Genomic DNA, 25,905 nt, shown 5'->3' on the forward strand with positions numbered 1-25,905 from the left:
CGCGAGGCCGGCACCGACGATGACGGCGCGGCGCGCGCCGGGCGCGAGCGGTTCGCGGCCCGCTGGTCGCTGCGGCTGGTGCCGAGGCGCGAAACGGGCGACGGTCATCTCCGGCTTGTTGGCAAAGCCCGGTGCCAGCTCGACCTCGAAGCCCAGCGATACCAGCGCCCGGCGCATCGGACGGTTGATGCTCCATGTCGCGGCCGTCGTGCCGGGCACGGCGTGGCGGGACAGGCTTTTCAGCAGCCACTCGTCCCAGAGCTCCGGGTTGCGCAGGGGCGCGAAGCCGTCGAGGTAGAGGGCATCGGCCTGCAGGACGAGTTCACGCAGCAGCTCGCGCGCTTCGCCCAGGCCCAGCAGCAGCTCGACGCGGCCGCCTTCGAAGCTCAGCGCGTGCAGGCCGGCCGTGAGCGGCGGCCACCGGGCGATGAGCTGGCTGGCCAGGTCCACCAGCGGGCTGGCCGCGTGGGCGCGAGCCAGATCCTCACGGCGCAGCGGGTGTTTCTCGACGCTGACAAAGACCAGGCGTTCGCAGCGTGCCGGGTCTTGCCGCCAGGCGTCCCAGGTCGCCAGGAAGTTGTTGCCCAGGCCGAAGCCCGTCTCCAGCACGACAAAGCGTTCGCGGCCCTGCCAGCGGCCGGGCAGGCCGCTGCCGGCGACGAAGACATGGCGGGCTTGCGCCAGCGCGCCGGCGCGGGAGTGATAGACGTCGCCGAAGGCGGGCGAGGCCGGCGCATCGGGGTCGGAGAAGTCGACATCGGCGGGCGTGATGGCCATGTTGGCGGTCATGCGCCGGTTCCGTACAGCAGGGCCACGAGGCCGCCGCCGAGCAGCAGCGGCAGGGCCAGGGCCGGGATGACGAAGCGCGCGAAGCGCCAGCCGCCCGCCGCGACGGCCGTGATGCCGCGCGTGCCGCTGTTGCAGGCAAAGGCCAGCAGCAGGCCCCGCAGCGCCTGGTCGGTGCTGATGCTGGCGGCGGCCTGCAGGCCGGCCAGCGAGGCGATGGGTGCGTGCACGTCCGCGAAGGCGGCGAGCGCGACGGCACCGTACAGCCCCGTGCTGCCGAAGTGCTCGCGCGCCCAGCTCACTGCCACGGCCACGGCGCTGAGGATGAGAGACAGGATCAGCGCTTCACGCAGGCGCAGCGGCCCGCGATGGTCACTCGGGCCGGCCGCCTGGCCAGCGGGCTCGGCCCGCCGCGAGCGCCGCGCCAACAGCCAGCCCAACCCGCCGCACAAGGCCATGCCCAGCAGCGAAACCGGCAGCGCCGCCAGCGCAGCCTCGGGCGCCATCGCGAACAACATGGCCTGGGCCTGCAGCCAGGTTGCACAGGTGGACAGCACCGCCCCCGCCGCGCAGGCCAGCGCCAGGCCCGGCGTGTTGCGCGCGCGGGCACCCATGGCAGCGATGGTGGCCGTGCTGGACACCAGGCCCGACATCAGGCCCGACAGCGCCAAGCCCGTCTGCGGCCCGGCCAGGCGCAGCGCGACATGGCCGGCCGCCTGCAGCACGAGCATCAGCAGCATCAGTCCGAGCAGGGAATTCATCTTCATGCCGGCCAGCCAGGGCAGGGGTTGCTGCGGCATCAGCGGCAGCACCACGAGGGCCAACGCGCCGAGCAGCAGGCCATCGTGCAGTTCCTCCTCGCGCAGCACCTGGGTGGCGAAGCGGTGCAGCCGGGTGCGTGCGGCCAGCAGGGCTGTCAGCACCACCGCGGCGGGCGAGCCCAGCAGCGGCGCCGTCACGCACAGCGCACCGATCAGATAGGTCACCAGCAGCGCGATCTCCGTCGTCAGCCCGGGTTCGCGGTCGCGGCTGCGCAACAAGGCCATGGCAGCGAGTGCCGTGATGGCGAGGGCGCCCACYGCCACCAGGCCGGGCAGTTGCAGGGCCTGGGCGAGCGCGCCGCTCATCGAGGCCAGCGTGAAGGTGCGCAGACCGGCGGGTTCGCGGTGGGCTCCGCGGCGCTTGTGGCGCTCGCGCTCCAGCCCGATCAGCAGGCCGCTGCCCAGCGCGGCAGCCAACCCGAAGATCAGCGCGTCAGAGACGCCAAATGCCTCGCCCAGGCCGCTCATCACCAGTCGACGGTCTCGCCGTGTTGGGGCACGCGCACCGCCCAGCCGAGTTCGTCCTGGATGCGGCCGCGCAGCGCGTCGGCGGCCGCCGGCTCGCCGTGGACGACATAGACCTGCTCGGGGCGGCGGGGCAGGGCACGCAGCCACTGCAACAGCCCGTCGGCATCGGCATGGCCGGACAGGCCATCCAGGTGGCTGATCTCGGCATTCACCGGCACCCAGTGGCCGCGGATCTTGACCTCGCGTTCGCCCCCCACCATGCGCGCGCCGCGCGTGCCCCCGGCCTGGAAGCCGGGGAAGGCGATGTGGTGGCGGGCTTGCGGCGCGAGCGTCTCGATGTAGTTCAGCACCCGGCCGCCGGTGGCCATGCCGCTGGCCGAGATGACCACGGCCGGCCGGGCACGCGGGCCGGCAAGGTCGGCGGCGAGCTTGAGGCTCTGGGCCTGCTTGGTCACATAGTGCACGCGGTCGGTCAGGCTGCGCGCCTCGCTGGCAGAGATGCGCAGCAGCCGCGCGTGCTTGATGGTCAGCTCGGTGGCCAGCTCAGCCATCGGACTGTCCAGCCAGATGGGCACGTCCAGCGGCAGCTCGCCGGCGTTGCGCAGGCGCTGCAGCAGCAGCAGCAGGGCCTGGGCGCGGCCGACGGCAAAGCTGGGCAGCAGCACCGAGCCACCGCGCTTGAGTGTGTTGCGCAGGATCTGGGCCAGGCGGGCCTGGGCATCCTGGGCGGGGTGCAGGCGATTGCCGTAGGTGGACTCGATGAGCACCACGTCGGCGGCGGCCGGCACCTGGGGCACCGGCATCAGCAGGTCGCCCACGCGGCCGATGTCGCCCGAGAACAGCAGGGAGCGGCCGCCGTGGCTGACATGGATGCTGCTGGCGCCGAGCAGATGGCCGGCCGGCGTGAAGCGCACCTCGGTGGCGCCCAGCTTGAGCTTGCCGTCGCGGGGCAGCGGGGCGAACTGCTTGAGCGTGGCCTCGGCCTCGCGCACGCTGTACAGCGGCAGCGCCTTGTCGTGGCGGCTGCTGCCGTCCCGGTTGGCGCGGCGTGCGTCCTCCTCCTGCAGGTGGGCGCTGTCGCGCAGCATCACGTCGCAGAGGTCGCGCGTGGCGCTGGTCGCGTAGATCGGGCCGTGAAAGCCCTGGCGCCGCAGCGCGGGCAGGTAGCCGCAGTGGTCGAGGTGGGCATGGGACAGCAGCACGGCGTCCAGCTGTGCGGCAGGGGCTCCGAGCGCCGCCCAGTTGCGCTCGCGCAGCGCCTTGTAGCCCTGGAACAGGCCGGCATCCAGCAACAGGCGCTGGTCGCCCAGCGTCAGCAGGTGGCGCGAGCCGGTGACGGTGTCGGCGGCGCCGAGGAAGGTCAGCTTCATGGGGCCCCCAGGGTTTGCATGGTGCCGGATTCCAGCACCTGCACGGCCGGGCCGGCTTGCGCCAGCGCAAGCCGCAGCGCGCGGGCGACGCGGTCGGCGGCGATGGGGCGCCAGGTCTTGGGGATCAGGCCGGCAACGGGGCGGACGAGGCGCAGCGTCCAGGCTTCGGCGTTGCGGCGCGGCTGGTCGAGCGCTTCGCGGTGGCCGTCCAGCAGAGAGGGCCGGGCGATGACGAGGCGCTCGAAACCCAGCGCGATCAGCGCGTCCTCGGCTTCGCCCTTGACGCGGTTGTAGAAGACCGCGGAGCGTGCATCGGCACCCAGCGCCGAGACGAGGCCGCAATGCGTGGCCCCGCGCTCGCGAGCGGCGCGCGCGACGGCGACGACGGCGTCGAAATCCACCGCGCGGAAGGCCGCCTGCGAGCCGGCCTGGCCCATCGTCGTGCCCAGCGCGATGAAGACGCGGTCGGGGGCGGGCAGGGCGGCGACGGATTCGGGGCGCGTGTAGTCCACGGTCATCGCGCCGGCCTGTGGCTTGCGCACCAGCGCGATGGCGTCGGGCAGCTCGGATCGCAGGGCGCGGCCGACGAGGCCGGTGGCACCGGCAATCCAGATGGTTTTCATTCAGTCCTCCAGCAGGGCGGCCAGGGCCGCCGCGTCCAGCGGGCTGGCCTGTTCATGGCCCTCCAGCATGCCTTCGGCCAGGCCACGCTTGTCGCGGTGCAGCTCGATGATGCGCTCCTCCACCGAGCCGGCCGTCACCAGCCTGTAGACGGTGACGGGCCGCGCCTGGCCCATGCGGTGGGCGCGGCCTGCGGCCTGGTCCTCGGCGGCAGGGTTCCACCACGGGTCGACGATCAGCACGTAGTCGGCCATGGTCAGGTTCAAACCGAACCCGCCGGCCTTCAAGCTGATCAGGAAGACCTCGCCCTCGCCATGCTGGAAGGCCGTGACACGCTTGGTGCGCTCGGCCTGCGGCGTGCTGCCGTCCAGGCGCTGGTGGTGCACGGCCATCTGCGTCAGGCGCTCACCCAGCAGGTCGAGGTAGTCGGTGAACTGGCTGAACACCAGGGCCTTGTGGCCGCCGTCCAGCAGCTCGCGAACGATGCGCTCGAACTCAGCCATCTTGGCGCCCACCAGGCCCAGCTCGGGTGCCACGAGGCGGGGGTCGCAGGCGGCGCGGCGCAGGCGCATCAGCTCGGCCAGCACCTGCATGGGCGCGGCGCGTTCGTTGCCGGCCGCTGCCGCTGCAACTGCAGCCTGGGCGTCGCGGCGCAGGGCTTCCAGGAAGTGGCGCTCCGGCTCGCTGGGCTCGACGCGGTGGACGATCTCGGTGCGCGGCGGCAGGTCCTGCAGCACCTGCGCTTTCGTGCGACGCAGCAGGAAGGGCGCAACGATGCGGCGCAGCCGGGCCCGGGCGGCGCCGTCCTTCTGGCGTTCGATGGGGCCGGCGAAGCGCTCGTTGAACTGCTGCGCCGAGCCCAGCAGCCCGGGGTTGACGAGATTCATGATGGACCACAGGTCGGCCAGCCGGTTCTCCACCGGCGTGCCGGACAAGGCCAGGCGGAAATCGGCATCGAACTCGGCCACCGATCTGGCGCGCTTGGTGGCGGCGTTCTTCAGCGCCTGGGCTTCGTCCAGCACCAGCGTGTGCCAGCGTCGCGCGGCGAAGGCCTCGGCGTCGATCTGCGCCAGCGCGTAACTGGCGACGATGACGTCACCCGGGCCGGCCGCGGCCAGCAGCGCGGCGCGGTCGGCCACGTCGCCGTAGCCTTGGGGCCTCAGCGACGGCGCGAACGTGGCGCACTCGGCCAGCCAGTTGCCGCAGACCGACGTGGGCGCGATGACCAGCGCCGGGCCGTCGTCGGCGCGGTCGATCAGCAGCGCCAGCGTCTGCACGGTCTTGCCCAGGCCCATGTCGTCGGCCAGCACGGCGCCGAAGCCGGCGGCGGCCAGGCGGCGCATCCAGGCATGGCCCTCGGCTTGGTAGCTGCGCAGCTCAGCCCGCAGCGCGGCGGGCGGGCGGGGTTGCAGCGCGCTGGCGTCGGTGAGGCGCTGAATGCGGTCGCGCCACGGCTTGTCGCCGCGCAATTGCGTGCCGGTCAGGCCCTGTTCCAGCCAGGCCGCACCGGCGTGAGGGATCTGCAGCGCGTCCTTTTTGACGACGGCGAGCGAGTCCAGGTCGCGCAGTTGTTGGCGCAGCTGTTCGGACAGCGCCAGATAGTGGCCCTCGGCCATGCGCACAAAGCGGCTGCGGCTGTCGCGGGCGAGGGCCAGCAGCTGCTGCAGTGTCAGCACGCGGTTGTTGTCGATGGTGGCGGTGCCCGTCAGGCCCAACCAGTCTCGGCCGCTGCTGACGTCGACCTGCAAGGCTGGTGAGTCCAGCGGCTGTACGGTGACGGGCTTGCCCTTGGGCCAGTCCAGGCCAGCGATCGCGTCCAACGAGGGCAGGCGCTCCAGGGCGGCCAGGGCCTGCTCGGGGTCGAGCAGCTGCCAGGGCTGGTCGGCGGGGTGCTCGGGGTCGAGGAAGGGCAGGGCGTCGATGACAGCCTGACGATGTTGCGCTTCGGCGGCCAGGTCGCGGTCGGTTGTCAGGCTCAGGCCTTCGTGCAGGCACATCAGCCGCTCGCGGCCCTGGCCGGGCGTGACGGCGGGGCCGAACGTGCCGAAGGGCTGGGCCACCAGCTGCAGCAGCAGGCCGTCGCGGTCGGGTGTGAGGCGGGCGCGCAGGCGACTGCTGCCGTTCACGCGCTGGCCGGCTTCGGCGTCGCTGTGCAGCTGGAAGTGGCCGGCCAGCACCTGCAGCGCCGCGCCCAGCTCGGCCGTCGCGTGGGCCGGCACGCGCCAGCCTTGTGCCACCAGCTCGGCCACGCGGCGCTGCGTGGGCGTGATGCGGATCAGCCGCGCCCGGCCCGGGCCGGTGCGCTCCACGCGCTGGGTGTTGCGGCGCTCCTGCTCCAGTTCGGCCTGGGCGCCGAAACGGTCGCCGGTGGATGCAGGCTCGGTGGTCGCCAGCGGCGGGTGGATATGGAATTCGAAGGCCGAATCAGCGGCCAGGCCGACGCGCTTGACCTCCAGCTCCGGCAGCTCTTCGCTCAGCTCGACCCATTGGCCGGGTGCGTCGGCGAACATCAGGTGCGGGTGGCCAACAAGGGCGACGAGGGCTTGCGTCACGTCCAGGCGCAGGTCGCGCGCGCCGGCCCAGGCGTCGCGCTCGATGTGGCGCAGCACGAGGTTGTCGCGGTTGCGTGGCGCGCCCTTGCTCTTCAGGCGGGACAGCGTCACGTCCTTGAACTTGACGACGCCGCGCGCGCTGACGGTCATCTCCAGCGGCTCCAGCGTGCGCACGCGGCCGGCGGCGTCCAGCGCCAGTTGCCAGGCCAGGTCGGGCTGGGTGCCGGGGCCGCCGGCGGGCTTGCCGTCCTGGCTCAGTGCGGTGATGGCGGCGAGGGCGTCCTGCCAGGCTTCGCGCGGGCGACCGTAGGGGTTGGCGATGAGCGTGGGTTCGGCGCCGCCCAGTTCCAGCCGCAGCCGCGCGGCGCCCAGCATTTCGGCCAGCAACGCCTGGGCGGAGCCGAGAACGTCTGCGACCTGCTGCGCTTGCCGAGTCGTCCAGCCGGTGGCGGGTTTGTCCAGCCAGGCCAACAGCACGAGGCGGTCGACCGGCCTCGCGTCGCCGCCGGCCTGCGGCGCGAAGGCGGCTTCCAGCAGCGGGTCGTGCCCCAGCCGGCTGCCGATGGCGTGCACCCACAGGCCCCAGGCGTCGTAGACACCCGGCGAGCGGCTGCCGGATTCGGCGATGGCGTATTTGCGGGCCCGCTCCCAGGCCACGGCGTCGTCCTGGGCCAGCAGGCTCAGCAGGTAGAGACGGGCGATGTCCAGCGGCAGCGCGCCGCGGCGGCTGCGGGTGGTGGTGTGAAGCGCCTTGATGGCGGCTTCGAAGCCGGCGCTGGCATCGCGCCACTGGCCGGCGGCGAAGGCGCAGGTGGCGGCCAGCACGGTGACGGCAGGGCCGGTGAGGCCGTCGAGGTGGCCTTGAGCGCCTTCGAGGTCCAGCGCCAGCATCGCGGCCTCGGCCAGGCGTCCGCGCATGGCCGGCGTGGGTTTGGCGGCTTGCTGGCCGAGCCAGCCGAGCATGTCGGCGCGCAGCGAGTGGCCTGCTGGCAGCGTGCCCATCAGGTGAGTGAAGAGTTCGTCGCGCAGCCCGGCGTCGACCTGGGCGAGCGCCTGCGGCAGCCAGGGCTGGACGAGGGCCAGCGCGGCCTGGGTCGGCTCGTTCAACTTGTGCAGCGGGCCGGCCAGGTGGCCGCGGAACTCGTCGGCCGGCATGCCCGAGAACAGCATCAGCCGCAGCACCGCGTGCAGCTCCTGCTCGCTGCGGACGCTGATCCAGCCGACGGGGTCCTGCCAGTCGCCGTGCCCGTTGCCGAGCAGGTGCACGCGCTGGCGCCACAGCCGGTCGGCATGGCGCTGCGCCAKCAGCTGTTGCAGGCGCGCGGCGTGGTCTTGCACCTCGACGCTGACGCCGCGACCCGGCGATGCGTGGGCAATGCCTAGCGCCACCAACTGCTGCAGGCCTTCGCGCACGTCCAGTTGTTGGAAGGACTCGCCGTTGGCGCGCTCCTTGCCGGTCATCTGCAGCCACTGCACGACATGGGTGACGGGCACGAGGCTGCCGAGCAGCAGCAGCGCGTCCAGCAGGGTCTGCAGGTCGGCCTTGAGCGTGGCGGAGGATGCGCGGTCTGGCATGGCGCGGGATTAGATCAGCGCAAAAAGAGAAACGGCCCGCACTGGGCGGGCCGCTTAGGCAACGCGTTGAAGCTCAGCGCTTCGGCTGGGTCAGGCGCGGGCCGTTGTTGTGGCGCGGCGCGCTGCCGTCACCGCGGCTGGGCTGGCTGGAGGCCGAACGCGGTGCGTGCTGCGAATGCGGCTTGGCAGCGGGCTTGGCACCGCCAACACCGGTGTGGCCGGCCGGCTTGGCGCCGCCATGACCGGCGTGTGCGCCACCCGGCTTGCCGCTCGGGCGACCGCCGTCGCGCGAACCGCCACGGCTGTCGCCACCGCGGCCAGCACCGCCGCCACCGCCACCGCCACCGCCACCAGGGCGACCACCACCGCCGCCACGGCCACCGCGTCCATTGGCGCCAGCCGGCGGGTTGGGGTTGCGGCCCCGGCTGCCGTTCGGGTTCAGCACGGTGCGGCCCAGCACGATGGGCTCGGCGCGCTCATTGGGATCAGGCGCGAAGCCGGCCACGATCTCGCGCGGGATCTCGCGCTTGATGAGGCGCTCGATATCCTTCAGGAAACCGTTCTCGTCGACACAGACCAGGCTGACCGCCTCGCCCTGGGCGCCGGCGCGGCCGGTGCGGCCGATGCGGTGCACGTAGTCTTCGGCCACGTTGGGCAGCTCGAAGTTGACGACGTGGGGCAGCTGGTCGATGTCGATGCCGCGGGCGGCGATGTCGGTCGCCACCAGGCAGGTCAGGTCACCGGCCTTGAAGTCGGCCAGCGCCTTGGTGCGCGCACCCTGGCTCTTGTTGCCGTGGATGGCCATGGCGCTGATGCCCTGGTCGTTCAGGTAGTCGGTCAGGCGGTTGGCGCCGTGCTTCATGCGCGTGAAGACCAGCACCTGGTGCCAGTCACCCGACTTGATCAGGTGGGCCAGCAGTTCCTTCTTGCGCTCGCGGCCGACCGGGTGGACCTTCTGCGCGATGGCGTCATTGGTCTGGTTGCGGCGGGCGACCTCGATGAGCGCCGGGGCGTTGAGCAGGCGGTCAGCAAGGTTCTTGATGTCGTCGCTGAAGGTGGCGCTGAACAGCAGCGACTGCTTCTTGGCGGGCAGCAGGGCCAGCACCTTCTTGATGTCGTGCACGAAGCCCATGTCGAGCATGCGGTCGGCTTCGTCGAGCACCAGGATCTGCACTTGCGACAGGTCCAGCGTGCCTTGCTGAGCGTGGTCGAGCAGGCGGCCGGGCGTGGCGACGAGGATGTCGACGCCGTCGCGCAGCTTGTTGATCTGCGGCTGCATGCCGACGCCGCCGAACATGACCATGCTCTTCAGCGGCAGGTATTTGCCGTAGGTCTGCACGCTTTCCTCGACCTGGGCGGCCAGTTCGCGGGTGGGCGTCAGCACGAGGGCGCGGATGGCGATCTTGCCGCGCTTGTTCAGCAGCTTCTCGCCGGTGGCGAGGCGGTGCAGCATGGGCAGCGTGAAGCCGGCGGTCTTGCCGGTGCCGGTCTGGGCGCCGGCCATCAGGTCACCGCCGTTCAAGACGGCGGGAATCGCCTGGGCCTGGATGGGGGTGGGGGTGGTGTAGCCAGCGTCTGCAATGGCCTTCAGCAGCGGAGCTGCCAGGCCGAGGGTGTCGAAACTCATCGAATCCTAAGGGGGGAGGGCACGCCAACAATCACCGGGGCTCGCCGTGCCGCCGGGGAGGCGACACCAGTCTTCGGGCAAGCCAGGCCGCGTGCGGGGGCTCTAGAAAAATGAAACGCCGCGCAAGACTGTCAGCGCGGCGTTGGGTTGCATTCTAGCGGGTGAACTATTTACGGACCGTGACCCAATCCATACTGGCCCAGTTATTGGGGGAATGCGGGATGCTGACCTCCTTGCGCATGGCCCAGGGAATGACCTGGCGGTGCAGGGGAATGATGTTGACCTGGTCGCGGTAGGCCTGCAGGGCGGCCTTGACGGCGATTTCGCGCTTCTTGGGGTCGGTCTCGATGGTGGAGGCGGCGGCCAGCGCGTCGGCCTCGTTGTTGACGATGCCGCCATAGTTGGCCACGCCCACGCCCTGCTCGCCGCGGTTGCGCAGCACCGGGGTCAGCATGATGTCGGCGTCCGTCGAGCCGCCGCCCCAGCCGGTCAGGAAGAGGCTGGTGTCGAACTTTTCGACCTTGGGGAAATACAGCGTGCGCGGCATGGCGTTGACCTTGACCCTGACCTTGACCTGGGCCCACATGCTGGCCAGCGCGATGCAGATGCGCTCGTCGTTGATGTAGCGGTTGTTGGGGCAGTCCATGGTGATGTCGAAGCCGTCGGGGTAGCCGGCCTCGGCCAGCAGCTTCCTGGCCAGCGCGGCGTCATAGGGCAGGCGGGTTTCGAGCTTGGGGTCGTTGTAGGCGCCGCGCGGCGACGAGGTCAGGCCGCCGGTGGGTGCCGAATAGCCGCTCATCAGCTTGGTCTTGATGGCCTCGATGTCGATGGCGTGATACAGCGCCTTCCTGACGCGCAGGTCCTTCAGCGGGTTCTTGTCACCCGGCGCCTGGCCGTAGAGCAGCTTGTCGCGGCTCTGGTCCATGCCGATGTAGACGATGCGGTTCTCCTGGCCGTCGACGACCTTGAGGTCGGGCATGCTGCGCAGCCGGGCCACGTCGCGGGGCGGCGGGTCGAGGACGAAATCGATCTCACCGGTGATCAGGGCCGCCGTGCGCGTCGCATCGTTGCCGATGGGCACATAGATGAACTCCTGCAGATTGCCTTCGAACTTGTTCCACCAGTTCGGGTTGCGCTTGAAGACCGTCTTCACGCCGGGCTGGCGGCTCACCAGCATGAAGGGGCCGGTGCCGTTGGCGTTCTGGCTGGCATAGGACTCTTCCTGCTGCTTGAAGTTCAACGGCCGCGTGACGCGGTGCTCCTCGCACCACTTGCGGCTCATGATGAAGAGGTTGACCAGCAGTTCGGGGACGATGGGGTTGGGCTTGTCCAGCGTGAACACGACGGTCAGCGGATCGATGGCCTTGGGCATGCCGACGGCGTTGGCATAGACGCGCTGCGGCGCGTTGTCGTCGCGCAGGCGCTGCATCGAGAAGACGACGTCGTCGGCCGTGAAGGGCGTGCCATCGTGGAACTTGACGCCGGGGCGCAGCTTGAAGCGCCAGATCAGCGGCGTGACCTGGGTCCACTCGGTGGCCAGCGCGGGCATGACGCTCATGTCCTTCTGGCGGCGGGTCAGCGACTCGTAGACCTGGTTGTTCAGGCTGTTGGTCATGACCTCGTTCTGCGAATGCGGATCGGTGGTCTGCATGTCGCCCTGGCTGGACCAGCGCAGGGTCTGGGCCGGTGCGGCGAGGGCCGTCAGCAGCGGCAGCGAGAACAGCAACGTGGAACGCAGAAACGACATGGCCACCTCATCGGCTTCGATGGGTGGCCAGTCTAGGGGCAGCGGCCGGGTGGCCGCGCGAGTTCAGGCGCGACGGCGCTTGACCAGGGCGACGCCGCCCAGGCCCAGCAGCAGCAGCGCGGCGCTGGTGGGTTCGGGCACGGCGGCCGTCAGCGTCACGTTGTCGAGGATGGCGCCCTGGTTGTCGCCGCCGGCATTGGCGAAGCTCAGGGTGTACAGGCCGGTGCTCGCCGGCGTGAAGGCCAGCGACATCGTCTGGTAGGCGGCGGCGGGGCTGCTGTCCGTCAGGCTGTAGTTCAGCGAGGCGCTGCCCAGCGTGACGACGCCGGTCTCGGTGCCGGCACCGCGGCGGTTGCCCGCGATGTCGAAGCTCAGCGTGTAGGTCGTGCCGCTGTTCAGGTTGAAGCTGCGGCTGAGCACRCCGGCCAGGCCGGTGCTGCCGTCCAGGTCGACGCACTGCCCGCTGCCGCCGCAGAGGCTGCCGAACAGGCCGCCGCCGATGACGTCCACGGTGCCGCCGGGGTTGGTGACCGTCCAGCCCGTGGGCGCGGTGTTCAGGCCGAGGGTGGCGGTTTCGAAACTGTCACTGAATACCGTCTGCGCCTGGGTGGCGGCAGAGAGCAGGGCGAAAGCAAGGGCGGCAAGGGTTTTCATGGGTGGCATTGTGCAGATCCCGTGCGGCGCCCCCATCCCGCGAGCACGGGGGGCAGGCCCCGTCATGTGCAGTCCTCACGGTCAGGTTCGCGCTGCGGCGACAATCACGCCTTTCGCGGCAACCCGCCGCGCATCACCTCCGCATTGAGAGCCATGGCCCAGTACGTCTTCTCCATGAACCGTGTCAACAAGACGGTTCCCCCCAAGCGCCACATCCTGAAAGACATCTCGCTGTCCTTCTTCCCGGGCGCCAAGATCGGCGTGCTGGGTGTGAACGGCTCGGGCAAGTCGACCATCCTGAAGATCATGGCCGGCGTCGACAAGGAGTACGAGGGCGAGGCCGTGCCGATGCCCGGCATCAAGATCGGCTACCTGGAGCAGGAGCCGCGCCTGAACCCCGACCAGACCGTGCGCGAGGCCGTGGAAGAGGGCATCGGCGGCGTGCTGGCCGCCAAGAAGCGCCTGGACGAGGTCTATGCAGCCTATGCCGAGCCGGATGCCGACTTCGACGCGCTGGCCGCCGAGCAGGGCGAGCTGGAGGCCGTCATCGCCGCCGCCGGCTCCGAGAACACCGACCTGCAGCTGGAACTGGCCGCCGACGCGCTGAACCTGCCGCCGTGGGACGCCGTCATCGGCGTGCTGTCCGGCGGCGAGAAGCGCCGCGTGGCGCTGTGCCGCCTGCTGCTGAGCAAGCCCGACATGCTGCTGCTCGACGAACCCACCAACCACTTGGACGCGGAATCGGTCGAGTGGCTGGAGCAGTTCCTGCAGCGTTTCCCCGGCACCGTCGTGGCCATCACCCACGATCGCTACTTCCTGGACAACGCCGCCGAGTGGATTCTCGAACTCGACCGCGGCCACGGCATCCCCTGGAAGGGCAACTACTCCGACTGGCTGGACCAGAAGGAAAAGCGCCTGGAGACCGAGCAGAAGTCCGAAGACGCGCGCATGAAGGCGATGAAGGAGGAACTCAAGTGGGTTCGCTCCAATGCCAAGGGCCGCCAGGCCAAGAGCAAGGCGCGTCTGGCCCGCTTCGAGGAACTCTCGGACGTCGAATACCAGCAGCGCAACGTGACGAACGAAATCTTCATCCCCGTGGCCGAGCGCCTGGGCAATGAAGTCATCGAGTTCGAGAACGTCAGCAAGAGCTTCGGCGACCGTGTGCTGATCGACAATCTGTCGTTCAAGGTGCCGGCCGGCGCCATCGTCGGCATCATCGGCCCCAACGGCGCCGGCAAGTCGACGCTGTTCCGCATGCTGCAGGGCGTGGAGCAGCCGGACAGTGGCACCGTCAAGATCGGCAAGACGGCCAAGATGGCCTTTGTCGACCAGAGCCGCGAGAGCATGGAAGCCGACAAGACGGTGTGGCAGGACGTCTCCGGCGGCCTGGACAACATCATCGTCGGCAAGTTCATCATGCCCAGCCGCGCCTATCTGGGCCGCTTCAACTTCAAGGGCAACGACCAGCAGAAGCTCGTCGGTGCGCTGTCCGGCGGTGAACGCGGCCGCCTGCACCTGGCCAAGACGCTGGCCCAGGGCGGCAATGTGCTGATGCTGGACGAACCGTCCAACGACCTGGACGTCGAAACCCTGCGCGCGCTTGAAGAAGCGCTGCTGGAGTTTGCCGGCTCGGCCATGGTCATCAGCCATGACCGCTGGTTCCTGGACCGCATCTGTACCCACATCCTGGCCTGCGAAGGCAACTCGCAGTGGTTCTTCTACGACGGCAACTTCCACGAGTACGAAGCCGACAAGAAGAAGCGCCTGGGCGAGGAAGGCGCGCGCCCGAAGCGCATGCGCTTCAAGCCGATCAAGTAAGACCCTGTCGAGAAGCTGACCGGTTCACTAAAAACAAAACCGGTCCTGCTTATCGACACAGTTCTTTACCCCACCCCCAAAGATGCCACACAGGCCGCCTGGAAGATGACCTCACTCACTCTTCTTCCAGGAGACCTCTGATGAAGTCCTTCCAGATCCAGAACCTGTTGCGCGTTGGTACGGTGGCTGCGGCGCTGGCCCTTGGCGGTGTGGCCGCCCAAGCTCAGCCCGGCCACGGTCCCGGCCACCACGGCGGCGCCGCCATGATGGCTCCCGGCGGCCTGTTCGGCGGCCATATGGAGCATCTGCTCGACCTGGTCAATGCGACGGACTCGCAGCGCAGCCAGATCGAAGCCATCTTCAAGGCGGCCCGCCAGGATCTTTCCGGCCAGCGCGAAGCCGGCATGAAGCTGCACCAGCAGATGGCCACGCTCTACACGGCCACCAATGTCGACGCCGCCGCCATCGAAGCTGTGCGCGTGCAGATCAGTGCCCAGCACGAGGCCGCCTCCAAGCGCCTGAGCCAGGCCAGCATCGACGCCGCCCGCGTGTTGACACCCGAGCAGCGTGCCAAGATCGCGGAAGTCATGAAGAAGCGCCAGGCCCGCATGGCTTCGCGTCACGCCGGCTGATTGGCCCTAGACGAGGAGTTCTGCGATGCTTGAGCCTCGTTCCACCGGCGCGGAAGCGCGCCGGATTCCTTTTTCTTCCCTCGCCCCGGTGATGAGTAGCGCCCGACTGCTGTTGATCGATGACGATGCCCGCCTGACCGGCATGGTGGGCGACTACCTCCGCTCCGCCGGCTTCGAGGTCAGCACGGCCGGCAGCCTGGCCCAGGCCCGCGAGGCCCTGGCCCACGGCCGCTTCGAGCTGCTGGTGCTGGACCTGATGCTGCCCGACGGCGACGGACTGGACTTCTGCCGCTGGCTGCGCGGCGACCCACGCTGGCGCCACCAGCCGGTGCTGATGCTGTCGGCCCGCGGCGAGCCCATGGACCGCATCCTCGGCCTGGAACTGGGCGCTGACGACTACCTCGCCAAGCCCTTCGAGCCGCGTGAGCTGCAGGCCCGCATCAAGGCGCTGCTGCGTCGCCTGGAACCCAAGCTGGATGGCGACGAGGTGCTGCGCTTCGGCCGCCTGGAGATCGACCTCGCGGCCCGCGTGGCGCGGCTGGACGGCAAGATCTGCGACCTGACCAGCCACCAGTTCGACCTCCTCGTCGTGCTGGCGCAAAGCCCGGGCCGCGTGCTGAGTCGCGACCAGATCATGGATGCGCTGAAGGGCCACCCACTGGAGGCCTTCGACCGCTCCATCGACGTGCACATCTCACGCATCCGCGCCGTCATCGAAGACGACCCCAAGAACCCCCGTCGCGTGCTGACCGTGCGTGGAGCCGGCTATGTCTTTGCCCGCAAGCAAGACGCCGACGCGGACGCCGCCTGAACGCCCCGGCTTGAAGTCACTCTACGTCCGCATCTACCTGACGCTGGTGGCGCTGCTGCTGGCGTTCGCCTTCGGCTCGGCCTGGCTGTTCCAGCGCCACATCGAACAGGAGCGTGGCAATGTCGAGTCGGCGGCCGGTGAGAGGCTGAACGCGATGGCCGGGCTGCTCAAGCTCGCCCTGCCACCGGCCACGGCACCGCGCGCGGAGCAGGCGGCTGCCTTCGCCGACTGGGGCCAGCGCCTGCGCATGCCCATCGCCCTCGAGGACGTGGATGGCAAGCGCATCGCGACGACGCAGATGTTCCAGCGCCGTGCCGACGACCCCGGTGCCATCATCGTCAGCGCCAACCTCGGCGATGGTCGCAGCCTGGAGATGGTGCGCAGCGTGCGCCCGCCTGGCAGCCCGCAGGGCGGAGCTTCGGCAGCCTCCGGTGCGGGTGGTCCCGGCGCCCGACCGCCGCGCGTGGACGAAGGCCCGTGGACCGGCCCCTGGCTGCACCGCCCCGTGTCGCCGGGCGCGCCGGCCGTGTCGACGCTGGCCGTGGTGCTGGTGCTGCTCTTCATCGGTGTCGCGGCCGGTGCCTATCCCGTCGTGCGCCGCCTGACGCGGCGGCTCGAAGCGCTCAAGCGCGGCGTCGAGAAATTCGGCTCCGGCCAACTGGGCCACCGCGTCGACGACGGCGGCCGTGACGAGGTGGCGGCCCTGGCCACCAGCTTCAACCAGGCGGCCGACCGCATCGAGACGCTGCTGCGCTCCCATCAGACCCTGCTGGCCAATGCCAGCCACGAACTGCGCTCGCCGCTGGCGCGGCTGAAGATGGCTTTCGCGATGTTGGACGATGCCGCGCCGGCCCAGCGCGAGCGTCTGGCGCACGAGATCGACGTCAACATCGCCGAGCTGGATGCCCTCGTCGAGGAGGTGTTGCTGGCCAGCCGGCTGGAGGCTGGCAGTGCGGTCGGCGAAACCCATCCGGTCGAGCTGCTCGCCCTGGGCGCCGAAGAGGCCGCCCGCGCCGAGGCGGCCTTCGAGCCCGAGACCGACGCGGCCCGCATCGAGGGCCAGGAGCGCCTGCTGCGCCGGGCGCTGCGCAATCTGCTCGACAACGCGCGCCGCTATGGCGGCCCCGACGTGGAGTTGGCGCTGCGACCGGTGGCCGGTGGCTATGAGTACGTCGTCGCCGACCGCGGTCCCGGCGTGCCGGCCGACCTGCGCGAGCGCATCTTCGAGCCCTTCTATCGGCTGCCCGGCCATGCCGAGATGGCGGGTGGCGTCGGCCTGGGGCTGAGCCTCGTCAAGCAGATTGCCGAACGCCATGGTGGCAGCGTGCGCTGCCTGGCGCGCGACGGTGGCGGCAGTCGCTTCGTGGTGTTCCTGCCTGCGGCCAAGTCCTAACGGTTCTCGTCGAAGACCCTGTGCAGTAGCAGGCTGAGCAGCAGGGCCGCGGCGATCAGTCCCGCGGTGGCCGCCTGCCAGAAGCCGACCGCGCCGGCGCCATCGGCACCGAAGGCGAGGAAGTAGCCGCCGCCTATGCCCAGGCCCCAAAGTGCCACGACGTAGATGATCATCGGCAGCGTCGCGACCTGGTAGGCGCGCAGCACATAGGCGGCCACCGTCTGCAGCGCATCGCCGAGGTGGAAGAACCACACCCAGACCAGCAGCGGCAGGGCGGCCGCGGCTGCTGCGGAATTGTTGGTGTACAGGGCGACGATGGGTTCCCGCGCCAGCGCGACGACGGCGCCGACGGCCGCGGCAGTCAACGCGGCCAGCGTCATCGCATGCCGGCCGACGGTGCGTGCCTCATGCTTCTCTTGGGCGCCCAGGTGCTGGGCCACCAGCGTGCCGGCCGCGGTGGCCAGGGCCAGCGCGATCATGAACATCATCGCGACGAGGTTGACGGCGATCTGGTGGCCGGCCACGGGCGTTGCGCCCAGACGCGCGATGAAGAAGGCCATGAAGGTGAAGCCCGTCACCTCGACGAGGATGGAGCCGCCCATGGGCAGGCCCAGCTTCACCAGCGCCGCGAGTTCGCCCCAATGCGGCCGGGTCTGCCACAGGTGCAGGATCCTGAACGGCAGGTAGAAGGCGTCGCGTCTGAGCAGCAGCAGGGCGACGATGGCTTGGCCGATCAGCGCGATGGCCGTGGCGACGCCGCAGCCCGCGACGCCCATGGCCGGGATCGGCCCCCAGCCGAAGACGAGCACCGCGTTCAGCGGTACCTTGGCGGCCAGGCCGGTCAGCTGCATGGCCATGACGGCCTTGGGACGGCTGACGGCGGTGGAGAAGCCGCGGAAGGCGGTGAAGAGCAGGGCGGCCGGCAGCGCGAAGGCTTCGGGCCGTGTGTAGGCCCGCACCTTGTCGGCCTGGGCGGCATCGAGCTGGGCCAGTGCGGTGAACGGGTCGGGGAACCACAGCGCCAGGCAGCCCGGGATGCAGAGCAGCACGGCCAGCCATTGCGCCTGCACGAAGCTGCTGCCGGCGCCGGGCAGATCCTGGGCGCCAAACTGCCGGCCGGCGATCGGCCCGACCGCGAGGATGATGCCCATCAACCCGACGAAGATGGTCACATAGGCCGCCGAGCCGACAGCGAACGCGGCCAGATCCTCGGGGCTGACTCGGCCCATCATCAGCGTGTCGATGGTGCTGAACATCATCACGGCGATCTGGCCGACGAGCACGGGCCAGGCCAGCGGGACGAGGCGGCGGGCGCTGTCGATGAAGCGGATGCGGGTCATCGGCCTGCTCTTTCGGCGTAGCGATTGAAGCGCCAGGCCGTGCCTTCTTGCGTGATGCGGTGCCAGACGACGCGCTTCTCGAAAGGGTCGAGGGCCGGCCAGTGCTGTACTTCGTCGAATGTCCTGCCGCAGCCTTTGCAGATGGCGTCGCCCTGGGCCGTCGAGCAGATGGCGATGCAGGGCGAGTCCGCCGTCGTCGCGTACCAGGCCAGCCAGGCGTCGAGGGCCTTGGGCTTCAGCGAGTCGGTGTCGAGTTCGGTCGCACGGCTCCAGGCCAGCAGGGCATAGGCCTCGGCCAGCGCGCGCACCTCCGGTGCGGCGCTGATGCCATCGGGCGAGGGCACGCGCTCGCGCCACCAGTTGATGGCGGCCTCGAGGTCGGTGACATGAATGGTCGAACTCAAGCCACCAGCCCCATCGCACCGCGCACCTCGCGCAGCGTCTTGCGCGCCACGGCACGGGCGCGTTCGGTGCCGACTTCCAGCGTCCACTGCACCTGCTGCGGGTCCAGGGCCGCAGCGCGTTCCCGCCAGGGCGCCTGTTCCTTCTGGATGGCCTCGATCAGGGGTTGTTTGCAGTCCAGGCAGCCGATGGCCGCCGTGCGGCAGCCGGTGTCGCAGGCGGCGCGGGTCGCGTCGTCGCTGTAGATCTGGTGCAGGGGCCAGACGGGGCAGCGCGCCGGGTCGCCGGCGTCGCTGCGGCGCACGCGCTGTGGGTCGGTCGGCATGGTGCGGATCTTGGTGGCGACCGCCTCGGGCTCGTCGCGCATCGCGATCGCGTTGTCCAGGCTCTTGCTCATCTTCTGGCCGTCCAGGCCCGGTACGCGGGCCGTCTCGGTCAGCAGGGCCTGCGGTTCGACAAAGATGGGCGCGTCGGGCGCATAGAGGCGGTTGAAGCGCCGGCCGACCTCGCGGGTCACCTCGACGTGGGCGGCCTGGTCCTCGCCGACCGGCACGCCGGCGGGCTTGTAGAGCAGGATGTCGGCCGCCTGCAGCAGCGGATAGCCGAGGAAGCCATAGGTGGCCAGTTCGGGGTCGGCGGCCACCTGGTCCTTGTAGCTGGGCATGCGCGCCAGCCAGGAGGACGGCGTGCACATGGCCAGCAGCGTGAACAGCTCGGCATGCTCGGGCATGCGGCTTTGCAGGAAGAGGGTGCAGCGCTCGGGGTCGATGCCGGCGGCCAGCCAGTCGGTGACCATCTCGTAGACGTGGCGGGTCAGCGTCTCGCCACTGGGGCGCTGGGTGGTCAGCGCATGCCAGTCGGCGACGAAGAAGAAGCCGTCGTGCGTGTCCTGCAGCCGCACCCAGTTCTTGATGGCGCCGTGGTAGTGGCCGAGGTGCAGGGCACCGGTCGGGCGCATGCCCGACAGGATGCGTGGGCGGGTGGGGGAGGGTGTCGTCGACATGGGGCGCGGATTGTCGTTCAAGGGCCGACAGGCCGGCCGGCCCCTAAACTGCCGCCCCATGAAGAGGCTGGTGATTTTGATTTCGGGGCGGGGTTCCAACATGGAGGCCATCGTCAAGGCCTGCAAGGCCGAGGGGTGGCCGGCCGAAGTGGCGGCCGTCATCAGCAACCGGCCGGATGCCGGCGGGCTGCAGTTCGCTGCCTCTCATGGCATTGCGACAGCCGTCGTCGACCACAAGGCCTATGCCAGCCGCGAGGATTTCGACGCCGAGCTGGCCCGCGTCGTCGATGGCTTTGCGCCCGATCTCGTCGTGCTGGCCGGCTTCATGCGCATCCTGACACCCGGCTTCACGGGCCGCTATGCGCGTCGCATGCTCAACATCCACCCGTCGCTGCTGCCTGCCTTCACCGGCCTGCACACACACGAGCGGGCGCTGGAGATGGGTTGCAAGATCGCTGGCGCGACGGTGCATTTCGTGACGGCTGAACTGGACCATGGCGCCATCGTCATGCAGGCCGTGGTGCCGGTGCTGCCGGGCGACGACGCCAAGGCCTTGTCCGCCCGTGTGCTGACGGCCGAGCACCGCATCTATCCGGAGTCGGTGCGCTGGTTCGTCGAAGAAGCGCTGGTGTGGGACGGCGAGCGCGTCGCCCACCGCGACGGCGCCGCTCAGCAGCTCTTCGTCAGCTGATCAGTCCGGCCAGGATATTGATCGACAGCGCCAGCACGCCGGTGTTGAAGACAAAGGCGAGCAGGGCCTGGACGAGCACCAGGCGCCGCATGGCGCGCGAACTGACGCAGACGTCCGATGTCTGCGAGGTGGCAGCGACCGTGATCGAGAAATAGAGGAAGTCGCCGTAGTCCGGCGGCTCCTTCTCGTCGCCCGGGAACTCCAGCCCATGTTCGCCCTTGCCTTTGCTGTGATAGCGGCTGGCGTAGGCGATGCCGAACTCCACCGGCAGCAGCAGCCACGAGCCGGCCACGGTCGTCAGCGCGAGCAGCACATAGCGCGGGTCGTGATGCTGTTTTGCGGCCTGCAACTCCAGCGTGATGGCCGCCAGGCTGGCCAATGCGCCGAGCACGGCCAGCGCCAACATCGGTATGACGCCTTCGTTCAGGCGCCGGGCGCTGGCTTGCACGTCCACGGTGCCCGCGCGGCCCAGCATCATCCAGAACGCCAGCGGCAGGTAGATCCAGACAACCAGGTTCCAGCCGATCAGCAGCCGGGTCTGCAGGCTGGTCACGTCGGGCCAGGCCGCAGCCAGCGCGCTGCCCACGAGGATCGCCGTCAGCAGGCGAGGGCGCAGGCGCAACTGGTTCCAGAGCTTCATGCAGGGACGTTGGGATAATGGGGCGATGCATCCTAATGCCCTGCTGGAGCTGTGCGCCGAGCTGATCGCCGCCGTCAACAAGCTCGACGCGCCGGCCGACTCGACCGTTTCGGCCTTTTTCCGTCAACACAAGAACCTCGGCCAGCGCGAACGTGCCAGCTTGGCCGAGACCGTCTATGCGCTGCTGCGCGAGCGGATCAAGTTCCAGAACCTGGCCCAGAGCGGCAGCGGCTCCATGCACCGCCGCCTGGCCATGCTGGCTTGGCGCGGCAATGCCGCGTTCCTGCGCGGGGCTCTCAGCCCTGCTGAACAGCATTGGCTGGAACAGGTTCAGGCCATCGACCCGATGAGCCTGGCGTCCAAGCTGCGCCACAACATGCCCGAATGGCTGGCAGAGCCGCTGCTGGCCCGGCTGGGCGAAGAAGAGTTCTGGAAGCTGGCCGCCTCGCTGAACGAGGCCGCGCCGCTGGATCTGCGTGTCAACACGCTGAAGCTCAAGCGCGAGGAGGCGCAGGCCCAGCTCAAGGCCGCCGGCATCGAAGCCACGCCGACGCCGTATTCGCCCTGGGGTCTGCGCATAGACGGCAAGCCGGCCCTGAACAAGCTGGAGCTGTTCACCAACGGTTCGATTGAGGTTCAGGACGAGGGCAGCCAGCTGCTGGCCCTGCTGCTGGCACCCAAGCGCGGCGAGATGGTGGTGGATTTCTGCGCCGGTGCGGGTGGCAAGACGCTGGCCCTGGGCGCGGCCATGCGCAACACCGGGCGGCTCTACGCCTTCGACGTTTCTGGTCACCGACTCACGGCGCTCAAGCCGCGCCTGGCGCGCAGTGGCCTGTCCAACGTCTACCCAGCCCAGATTGCTCATGAGCGCGACGACCGCATCAAGCGCCTGGCCGGCAAGATCGATCGCGTGCTGGTGGACGCGCCCTGTTCGGGCCTGGGCACTCTGCGCCGCAACCCGGACCTGAAGTGGCGCCAGTCGCCCCAGGCGGTGACGGAACTGCAGGCCAAGCAGCGCGCCATCCTGGCCAGCGCGGCCCGGCTGGTGAAGCCGGGCGGCCGTCTGGTCTACGCGACCTGCAGCCTGCTGGACGCCGAGAACGAGGTCATCGCGGCCGAATTCGCCGCCGCTCACCCGGACTTCAAGCCGCTGGCGGCGGATGAGGCGCTGGCCAAGGCCCAGGTCGAGCGCGCCGATGAACTCGTGGAAAACGGCGCACTCCGGCTGTGGCCCCACCAACACGCCACGGACGGGTTTTACGCCGTCGCTTGGGAAAGATCGGCTTGATGCGGGTCAAAGAACGCGTCGATTCGCACGGCACCGCCTGAATACGGTGCGACAAACCCCTTGAATTTGGGGGCTCTCCCCTACAATTGACATTCCTTTGCATGGCCGCTGTGGCCGAGGTCTTGGACGCATGAATGACATCCTGAACGCGCTGATCGACTGGGTAGGCTCCGGCCTGCTGGGCCTCAGCGTCTGGCAATTGGTGATCTATACGCTGGTTGTGACCCACATCACGATCGCTTCGGTCACGATCTTCCTGCATCGTGCTCAGGCTCACCGGGCCCTGGATCTCGGGCCCATCCCGTCGCATTTCTTCCGTTTCTGGCTCTGGCTGACGACCGGCATGGTCACCCGCGAATGGGTCGCCATCCATCGCAAGCACCACGCCAAGTGCGAAACCGAGGAAGATCCCCACAGCCCGCAGACCCGCGGCCTGAAGAAGGTGCTGGCCGAAGGCGCTGAGCTTTATCGCGCCGAGGCCAAGAACGCCGAGACGATCGCCAAGTACAGCCGCGGCACGCCCGAGGACTGGATCGAACGCAATCTGTACACCAAGTACAGCTGGCAGGGCGTGGCGCTGATGCTGATCATCAACGTGGCCTTGTTCGGTGCCGCAGGCGCCACGATCTGGGCGATCCAGATGATCTGGATTCCCATCTGGGCGGCCGGCGTCATCAACGGCATTGGTCACTACTGGGGCTATCGCAATTTCGAAGCGCCGGACGCGTCGACCAATCTGACGCCCTGGACGCTGATCGTGGGCGGCGAAGAGCTGCACAACAACCACCACACCTACCCGACGTCGGCCAAGTTCTCGGTCAAGCCCTACGAATTCGACATCGGCTGGATGTATATCCGCGGCCTGGAAATGCTGGGCATGGCCAAGGTCCGCAAGACGGCGCCCAAGCTGAGCCTGGGTGAAATCAAGCCGGCCGACGCCCGTACGCTGGAGGCCTTGATCGCCAACCGCTACGAAGTCATGGCCAGCTATGCCCGCGACCTGAAGGCGGCCTGCGCCGCTGAACTGGCCAAGGTCAAGGCCGAGGGCGGCAAGCACAGCGAGCGCTTCACCCAGTTCAAGCTGGCCAAGCGCTGGCTGCACCGCGACGAAGACCGCATCCCGGTCGCTGTCCATGGTGAGCTGGCCAACGTCCGCGCCGCCAGCCCGGTCATCGACCAGCTGGTGACCATGCGTGAAGAGTTGCGCCAGATGTGGACCCGCACGAATGTGTCGGCCGAGCAGCTCGTTGCCGACCTGCAGGCCTGGTGCCGCCGCGCCGAGGAAAGCGGCATTGCCGAACTGCAGGCTTTTTCGATGCGCCTGCGTGCCGCCCACGCCTGAGCGAGCGTTTCTCAGAGTAAAGGGCGCCCCTGCGGGCGCCCTTTTTCTTGGCCTGGCCTAGACTCGAGGCATGCAGTCACTGAATTAGGAGGCTTGCCATGAAGACTCGTTGGATCGCCCTGGCCGTGATGGCGCTTGCATCCGCTGCCGCACATGCCGATGTGCAGGTGAACTTCATCAACCCCGAGAAGTTCTCGGACACCAAGGACAACAACGGCTTTCGCCAGCCGGATGTGCTGAAGGACATCGAGGCCCATCTGGTGGCTCAGGCCGGGAAGTTCCTGCCGGGGCGCAATATCCGCTTCGACGTGTCGGACGTCGACCTGGCCGGCGAGGTGGAGCCTTTCGTCTGGCGCGGCCAGTGGCTGCGCGTGATGCGCACGGTGACATCGCCCTCCATCGAACTCAGCTGGGAAGTCCGCGAGGGTGACAAGGTCATCCAGCAGGGAAAGACCCGTCTGCGCGACATGAACTATCAGGATGGCTTCAACGCCTATTACAGCGGTGACTCGCTGCGCTACGAGAAGCGCATGATCGACCGCTGGATGCAGCGCGAGTTCAGCCCCGCCGTAGCCGCTGCCGCCAGCCGCTGACTTCGTCCGGCGCCCCCAAAAGAACAAACCCGCCAGCGTTGCCGCTTGGCGGGTTTTGTCTTGCTGCGTGGACTGGGCGGACAGGCCGCCCGGCATCACTTCAGCTTGATTTCCTTGTACAGGACATGCTTGCGCACCTTGGGATCGAATTTCATGAATTCGAGCTTTTCGGGCGTGGTCTTCTTGTTCTTGTTCGTGGTGTAGAAGTGGCCGGTGCCCGCAGTGGACTCCAGCTTGATCTTCTCGCGGCCGCCTTTGGATGCCATGGTCGTATTCCTTCAGTGGGTCAGTGAGCGACGATCAGAGAGCGCCCTTGGCGCGCAGATCGGCGACGACTTGGTCGATGCCGACCTTGTCGATCAAACGCAGAGCGGCATTGGTGATGCGCAGACGCACCCAACGGTTTTCCGATTCCACCCAGAAACGGCGGTATTGCAGGTTCGGCAGGAACCGACGCTTGGTTTTGTTGTTGGCGTGGGAAACATTGTTCCCGACCATGGGCTTCTTGCCCGTGACTTGACAGACGCGTGCCATGACGCTTCTCCGGTTTGACTTCGCTGACCAGCTTCCCAAGTTCCTCGGGAAGCCCTTTGACCGCAAATGCCTGCTAAATCCTCAACCAGAACGATGTTCGTGGTTTCGGATGCGATCCATACGGCAGGCAAGCCCGCGAGTGTAGCGGAAAACCCGCGGACCCGGAAGGGGCTTGGCTCAGGCTTCCTGGTCGAGGAAGCGCTGGGCGTCCAGCGCCGCCATGCAGCCCGTGCCGGCGCTGGTGATGGCCTGGCGGTAGATGTGGTCCTGCACGTCGCCGGCGGCGAAGACGCCCGGCACGCTGGTCATGGTCGCGAAGCCGTTCAAGCCGCTCTTGGTGATGATGTAGCCGTCCTTCATCTCCAACTGGCCCTTGAAGATGTCGGTGTTGGGCTGGTGGCCGATGGCGATGAAGCAGCCGTGCACCGGGATGTCGGCCTTGGCACCATCCAGCGTGCTGAGGGTGCGCACGCCGGTCACGCCCGAGGCGTCGCCCAGCACCTCGTCGAGTTGCTGGAAGAGGTGCAGCACGATCTTGCCGGCGGCGACCTTCTCATGCAGCTTGTCGACCAGGATGGGCTCGGCGCGGAACTTGTCGCGGCGGTGGATCAGGTGGACGGTGCTGGCGATGTTGGACAGGTAGAGCGCCTCCTCGACAGCCGTGTTGCCGCCGCCGACGACGCAGACTTCCTGGCCGCGGTAGAAAAAGCCGTCGCAGGTGGCGCAACCACTGACCCCGCGGCCCATGAAGGCCTGTTCGGAGTCCAGGCCCAGGTATTTGGCCGAGGCGCCGGTGGCGATGATGAGGGCGTCACAGGTGTAGACGCCGCTGTCGCCGGTCAGCGTGAAGGGGCGCTTGGAGAAGTCGACCGCGTTGATGTGGTCGAAGACGATCTGGGTCTGGAAGCGCTCAGCGTGCTCCTGGAAGCGCTGCATCAGCTCAGGCCCCTGCACGCCCATCACATCGGCCGGCCAGTTGTCGACCTCGGTCGTCGTCATGAGCTGACCCCCTTGGGCCATGCCGGTGATCAGCGTAGGCTTGAGATTGGCGCGTGCGGCATAGATGGCGGCGGTGTAGCCGGCAGGGCCGGAGCCGAGGATGAGCAGGCCGTGGTGTTGGGTCGTAGCGGTCATGGGAGGGAAGGTGAGGGTGGGCTGGCGGCTCGCAAGGTCGTCTTAGGGGTAAAAACCCCGGCC

23 protein-coding genes are annotated in these 25,905 nt (G+C 68.9%); 8 read left to right on the forward strand and 15 right to left on the reverse strand.

Translation table 11 applies throughout. The annotated features are described in order from the left end of the window. From mnmC2 to AC1DW3_RS14785, 8 genes are all read right to left on the reverse strand, one after another. Positions 1-789 (reverse strand): tRNA (5-methylaminomethyl-2-thiouridine)(34)-methyltransferase MnmC2 (gene mnmC2 / locus AC1DW3_RS14750; protein ID WP_477932148.1); only part of this gene is annotated, 789 nt, incomplete at its 3' end. After that, entirely contained in the window at positions 786-2,075 is a 1,290-nt protein-coding gene (locus AC1DW3_RS14755; RefSeq protein WP_477932150.1) for an MgtC/SapB family protein, read from the reverse strand. The genes AC1DW3_RS14755 and mnmC2, both read right to left, overlap by 4 nt. Then, complete coding sequence (locus tag AC1DW3_RS14760; RefSeq protein ID WP_477932152.1) at positions 2,075-3,445, reverse strand: MBL fold metallo-hydrolase RNA specificity domain-containing protein; 1,371 nt, start codon at positions 3,443-3,445, stop codon at positions 2,075-2,077. Before AC1DW3_RS14760 ends, AC1DW3_RS14755 begins: the two co-directional genes overlap by 1 nt. Beyond that, positions 3,442-4,068: a Rossmann-fold NAD(P)-binding domain-containing protein gene (locus tag AC1DW3_RS14765; RefSeq protein WP_477932154.1), complete on the reverse strand. Its 627-nt coding sequence runs from the start codon at positions 4,066-4,068 to the stop codon at positions 3,442-3,444. The genes AC1DW3_RS14760 and AC1DW3_RS14765 overlap by 4 nt, the downstream gene beginning before the upstream one ends. Next, entirely contained in the window at positions 4,069-8,193 is a 4,125-nt protein-coding gene (locus tag AC1DW3_RS14770) for a DEAD/DEAH box helicase (RefSeq protein WP_477932156.1), read from the reverse strand. Positions 8,194-8,266: 73 nt separating this feature from the next. Next, complete coding sequence (locus AC1DW3_RS14775) at positions 8,267-9,820, reverse strand: DEAD/DEAH box helicase (protein ID WP_477932158.1); 1,554 nt, start codon at positions 9,818-9,820, stop codon at positions 8,267-8,269. 166 nt (positions 9,821-9,986) lie between these two features. Beyond that, positions 9,987-11,567: an ABC transporter substrate-binding protein gene (locus AC1DW3_RS14780; protein ID WP_477932160.1), complete on the reverse strand. Its 1,581-nt coding sequence runs from the start codon at positions 11,565-11,567 to the stop codon at positions 9,987-9,989. Between the two features lie 63 nt (positions 11,568-11,630). Further along, complete coding sequence (locus AC1DW3_RS14785; protein ID WP_477932162.1) at positions 11,631-12,221, reverse strand: DUF642 domain-containing protein; 591 nt, start codon at positions 12,219-12,221, stop codon at positions 11,631-11,633. Between the two features lie 153 nt (positions 12,222-12,374). Between AC1DW3_RS14785 and ettA the strand changes: the two genes are divergently transcribed. The 4 genes from ettA (at position 12,375) to AC1DW3_RS14805 (ending at position 16,875) form a co-directional block, all read left to right on the forward strand. Beyond that, positions 12,375-14,039 carry an energy-dependent translational throttle protein EttA gene (gene ettA, locus AC1DW3_RS14790; protein ID WP_477932164.1) on the forward strand — a complete coding sequence of 555 codons (1,665 nt, stop codon included), beginning with the start codon at positions 12,375-12,377 and terminating at the stop codon, positions 14,037-14,039. Between the two features lie 140 nt (positions 14,040-14,179). Further along, entirely contained in the window at positions 14,180-14,671 is a 492-nt protein-coding gene (locus AC1DW3_RS14795) for a Spy/CpxP family protein refolding chaperone (protein WP_477932166.1), read from the forward strand. A 91-nt stretch (positions 14,672-14,762) separates the two neighbouring features. Further along, positions 14,763-15,482, forward strand: a complete 720-nt coding sequence (locus tag AC1DW3_RS14800; RefSeq protein WP_477932168.1) for a response regulator — start codon at positions 14,763-14,765, stop codon at positions 15,480-15,482. 10 nt (positions 15,483-15,492) lie between these two features. Then, entirely contained in the window at positions 15,493-16,875 is a 1,383-nt protein-coding gene (locus AC1DW3_RS14805) for a sensor histidine kinase (RefSeq protein WP_477932170.1), read from the forward strand. Here the strand turns inward: AC1DW3_RS14805 and AC1DW3_RS14810 are convergent. Genes AC1DW3_RS14810 through trpS form a run of 3 tightly spaced genes read right to left on the reverse strand, consistent with a single transcriptional unit; the run spans position 16,872 to position 19,620 of the window. Continuing rightward, positions 16,872-18,215, reverse strand: coding sequence for an MATE family efflux transporter (locus tag AC1DW3_RS14810; RefSeq protein ID WP_477932172.1), 1,344 nt, complete (start codon positions 18,213-18,215; stop codon positions 16,872-16,874). The two genes, AC1DW3_RS14805 and AC1DW3_RS14810, sit on opposite strands and share 4 nt — an antisense overlap. After that, positions 18,212-18,619, reverse strand: coding sequence for a DUF3717 domain-containing protein (locus AC1DW3_RS14815; protein WP_477932174.1), 408 nt, complete (start codon positions 18,617-18,619; stop codon positions 18,212-18,214). The genes AC1DW3_RS14810 and AC1DW3_RS14815 overlap by 4 nt, the downstream gene beginning before the upstream one ends. Next, positions 18,616-19,620, reverse strand: coding sequence for a tryptophan--tRNA ligase (gene trpS, locus AC1DW3_RS14820; RefSeq protein WP_477932176.1), 1,005 nt, complete (start codon positions 19,618-19,620; stop codon positions 18,616-18,618). Before trpS ends, AC1DW3_RS14815 begins: the two co-directional genes overlap by 4 nt. A gap of 58 nt (positions 19,621-19,678) precedes the next feature. Between trpS and purN the strand changes: the two genes are divergently transcribed. Beyond that, complete coding sequence (gene purN / locus AC1DW3_RS14825) at positions 19,679-20,311, forward strand: phosphoribosylglycinamide formyltransferase (RefSeq protein WP_477932178.1); 633 nt, start codon at positions 19,679-19,681, stop codon at positions 20,309-20,311. Here purN and AC1DW3_RS14830 read toward each other — a convergent pair. Continuing rightward, entirely contained in the window at positions 20,304-20,951 is a 648-nt protein-coding gene (locus AC1DW3_RS14830) for a DUF1345 domain-containing protein (protein ID WP_477932180.1), read from the reverse strand. The genes purN and AC1DW3_RS14830 overlap by 8 nt on opposite strands. A 25-nt stretch (positions 20,952-20,976) precedes the next feature. On the opposite strand from AC1DW3_RS14830, the gene AC1DW3_RS14835 reads away from it, so the two are divergent. From AC1DW3_RS14835 to AC1DW3_RS14845, 3 genes are all read left to right on the forward strand, one after another. Further along, positions 20,977-22,239, forward strand: a complete 1,263-nt coding sequence (locus AC1DW3_RS14835; RefSeq protein ID WP_477932182.1) for an RsmB/NOP family class I SAM-dependent RNA methyltransferase — start codon at positions 20,977-20,979, stop codon at positions 22,237-22,239. Positions 22,240-22,369: 130 nt separating this feature from the next. Further along, on the forward strand, positions 22,370-23,581 hold the full coding sequence (locus tag AC1DW3_RS14840; RefSeq protein WP_477932184.1) for a DesA family fatty acid desaturase: 1,212 nt from the start codon (positions 22,370-22,372) through the stop codon (positions 23,579-23,581). Between the two features lie 98 nt (positions 23,582-23,679). Beyond that, positions 23,680-24,174 (forward strand): DUF3016 domain-containing protein, encoded by a 495-nt coding sequence (locus AC1DW3_RS14845; RefSeq protein WP_477932186.1) that lies wholly within the window; start codon positions 23,680-23,682, stop codon positions 24,172-24,174. Positions 24,175-24,269: 95 nt separating this feature from the next. Here the strand turns inward: AC1DW3_RS14845 and rpmG are convergent, their stop codons facing one another. From rpmG to trxB, 3 genes are all read right to left on the reverse strand, one after another. Then, a complete protein-coding gene (gene rpmG / locus AC1DW3_RS14850; RefSeq protein ID WP_056274272.1) occupies positions 24,270-24,440 on the reverse strand; it encodes a 50S ribosomal protein L33 in 171 nt (56 codons plus the stop codon). A 34-nt stretch (positions 24,441-24,474) separates the two neighbouring features. Continuing rightward, positions 24,475-24,708 (reverse strand): 50S ribosomal protein L28, encoded by a 234-nt coding sequence (rpmB, locus tag AC1DW3_RS14855; protein WP_477932188.1) that lies wholly within the window; start codon positions 24,706-24,708, stop codon positions 24,475-24,477. Between the two features lie 177 nt (positions 24,709-24,885). Then, on the reverse strand, positions 24,886-25,842 hold the full coding sequence (gene trxB, locus AC1DW3_RS14860) for a thioredoxin-disulfide reductase (RefSeq protein WP_477932190.1): 957 nt from the start codon (positions 25,840-25,842) through the stop codon (positions 24,886-24,888). Positions 25,843-25,905: the final 63 nt, after the last annotated feature.

It is taken from the genome of Roseateles sp. P2_H4 (assembly GCF_056403315.1).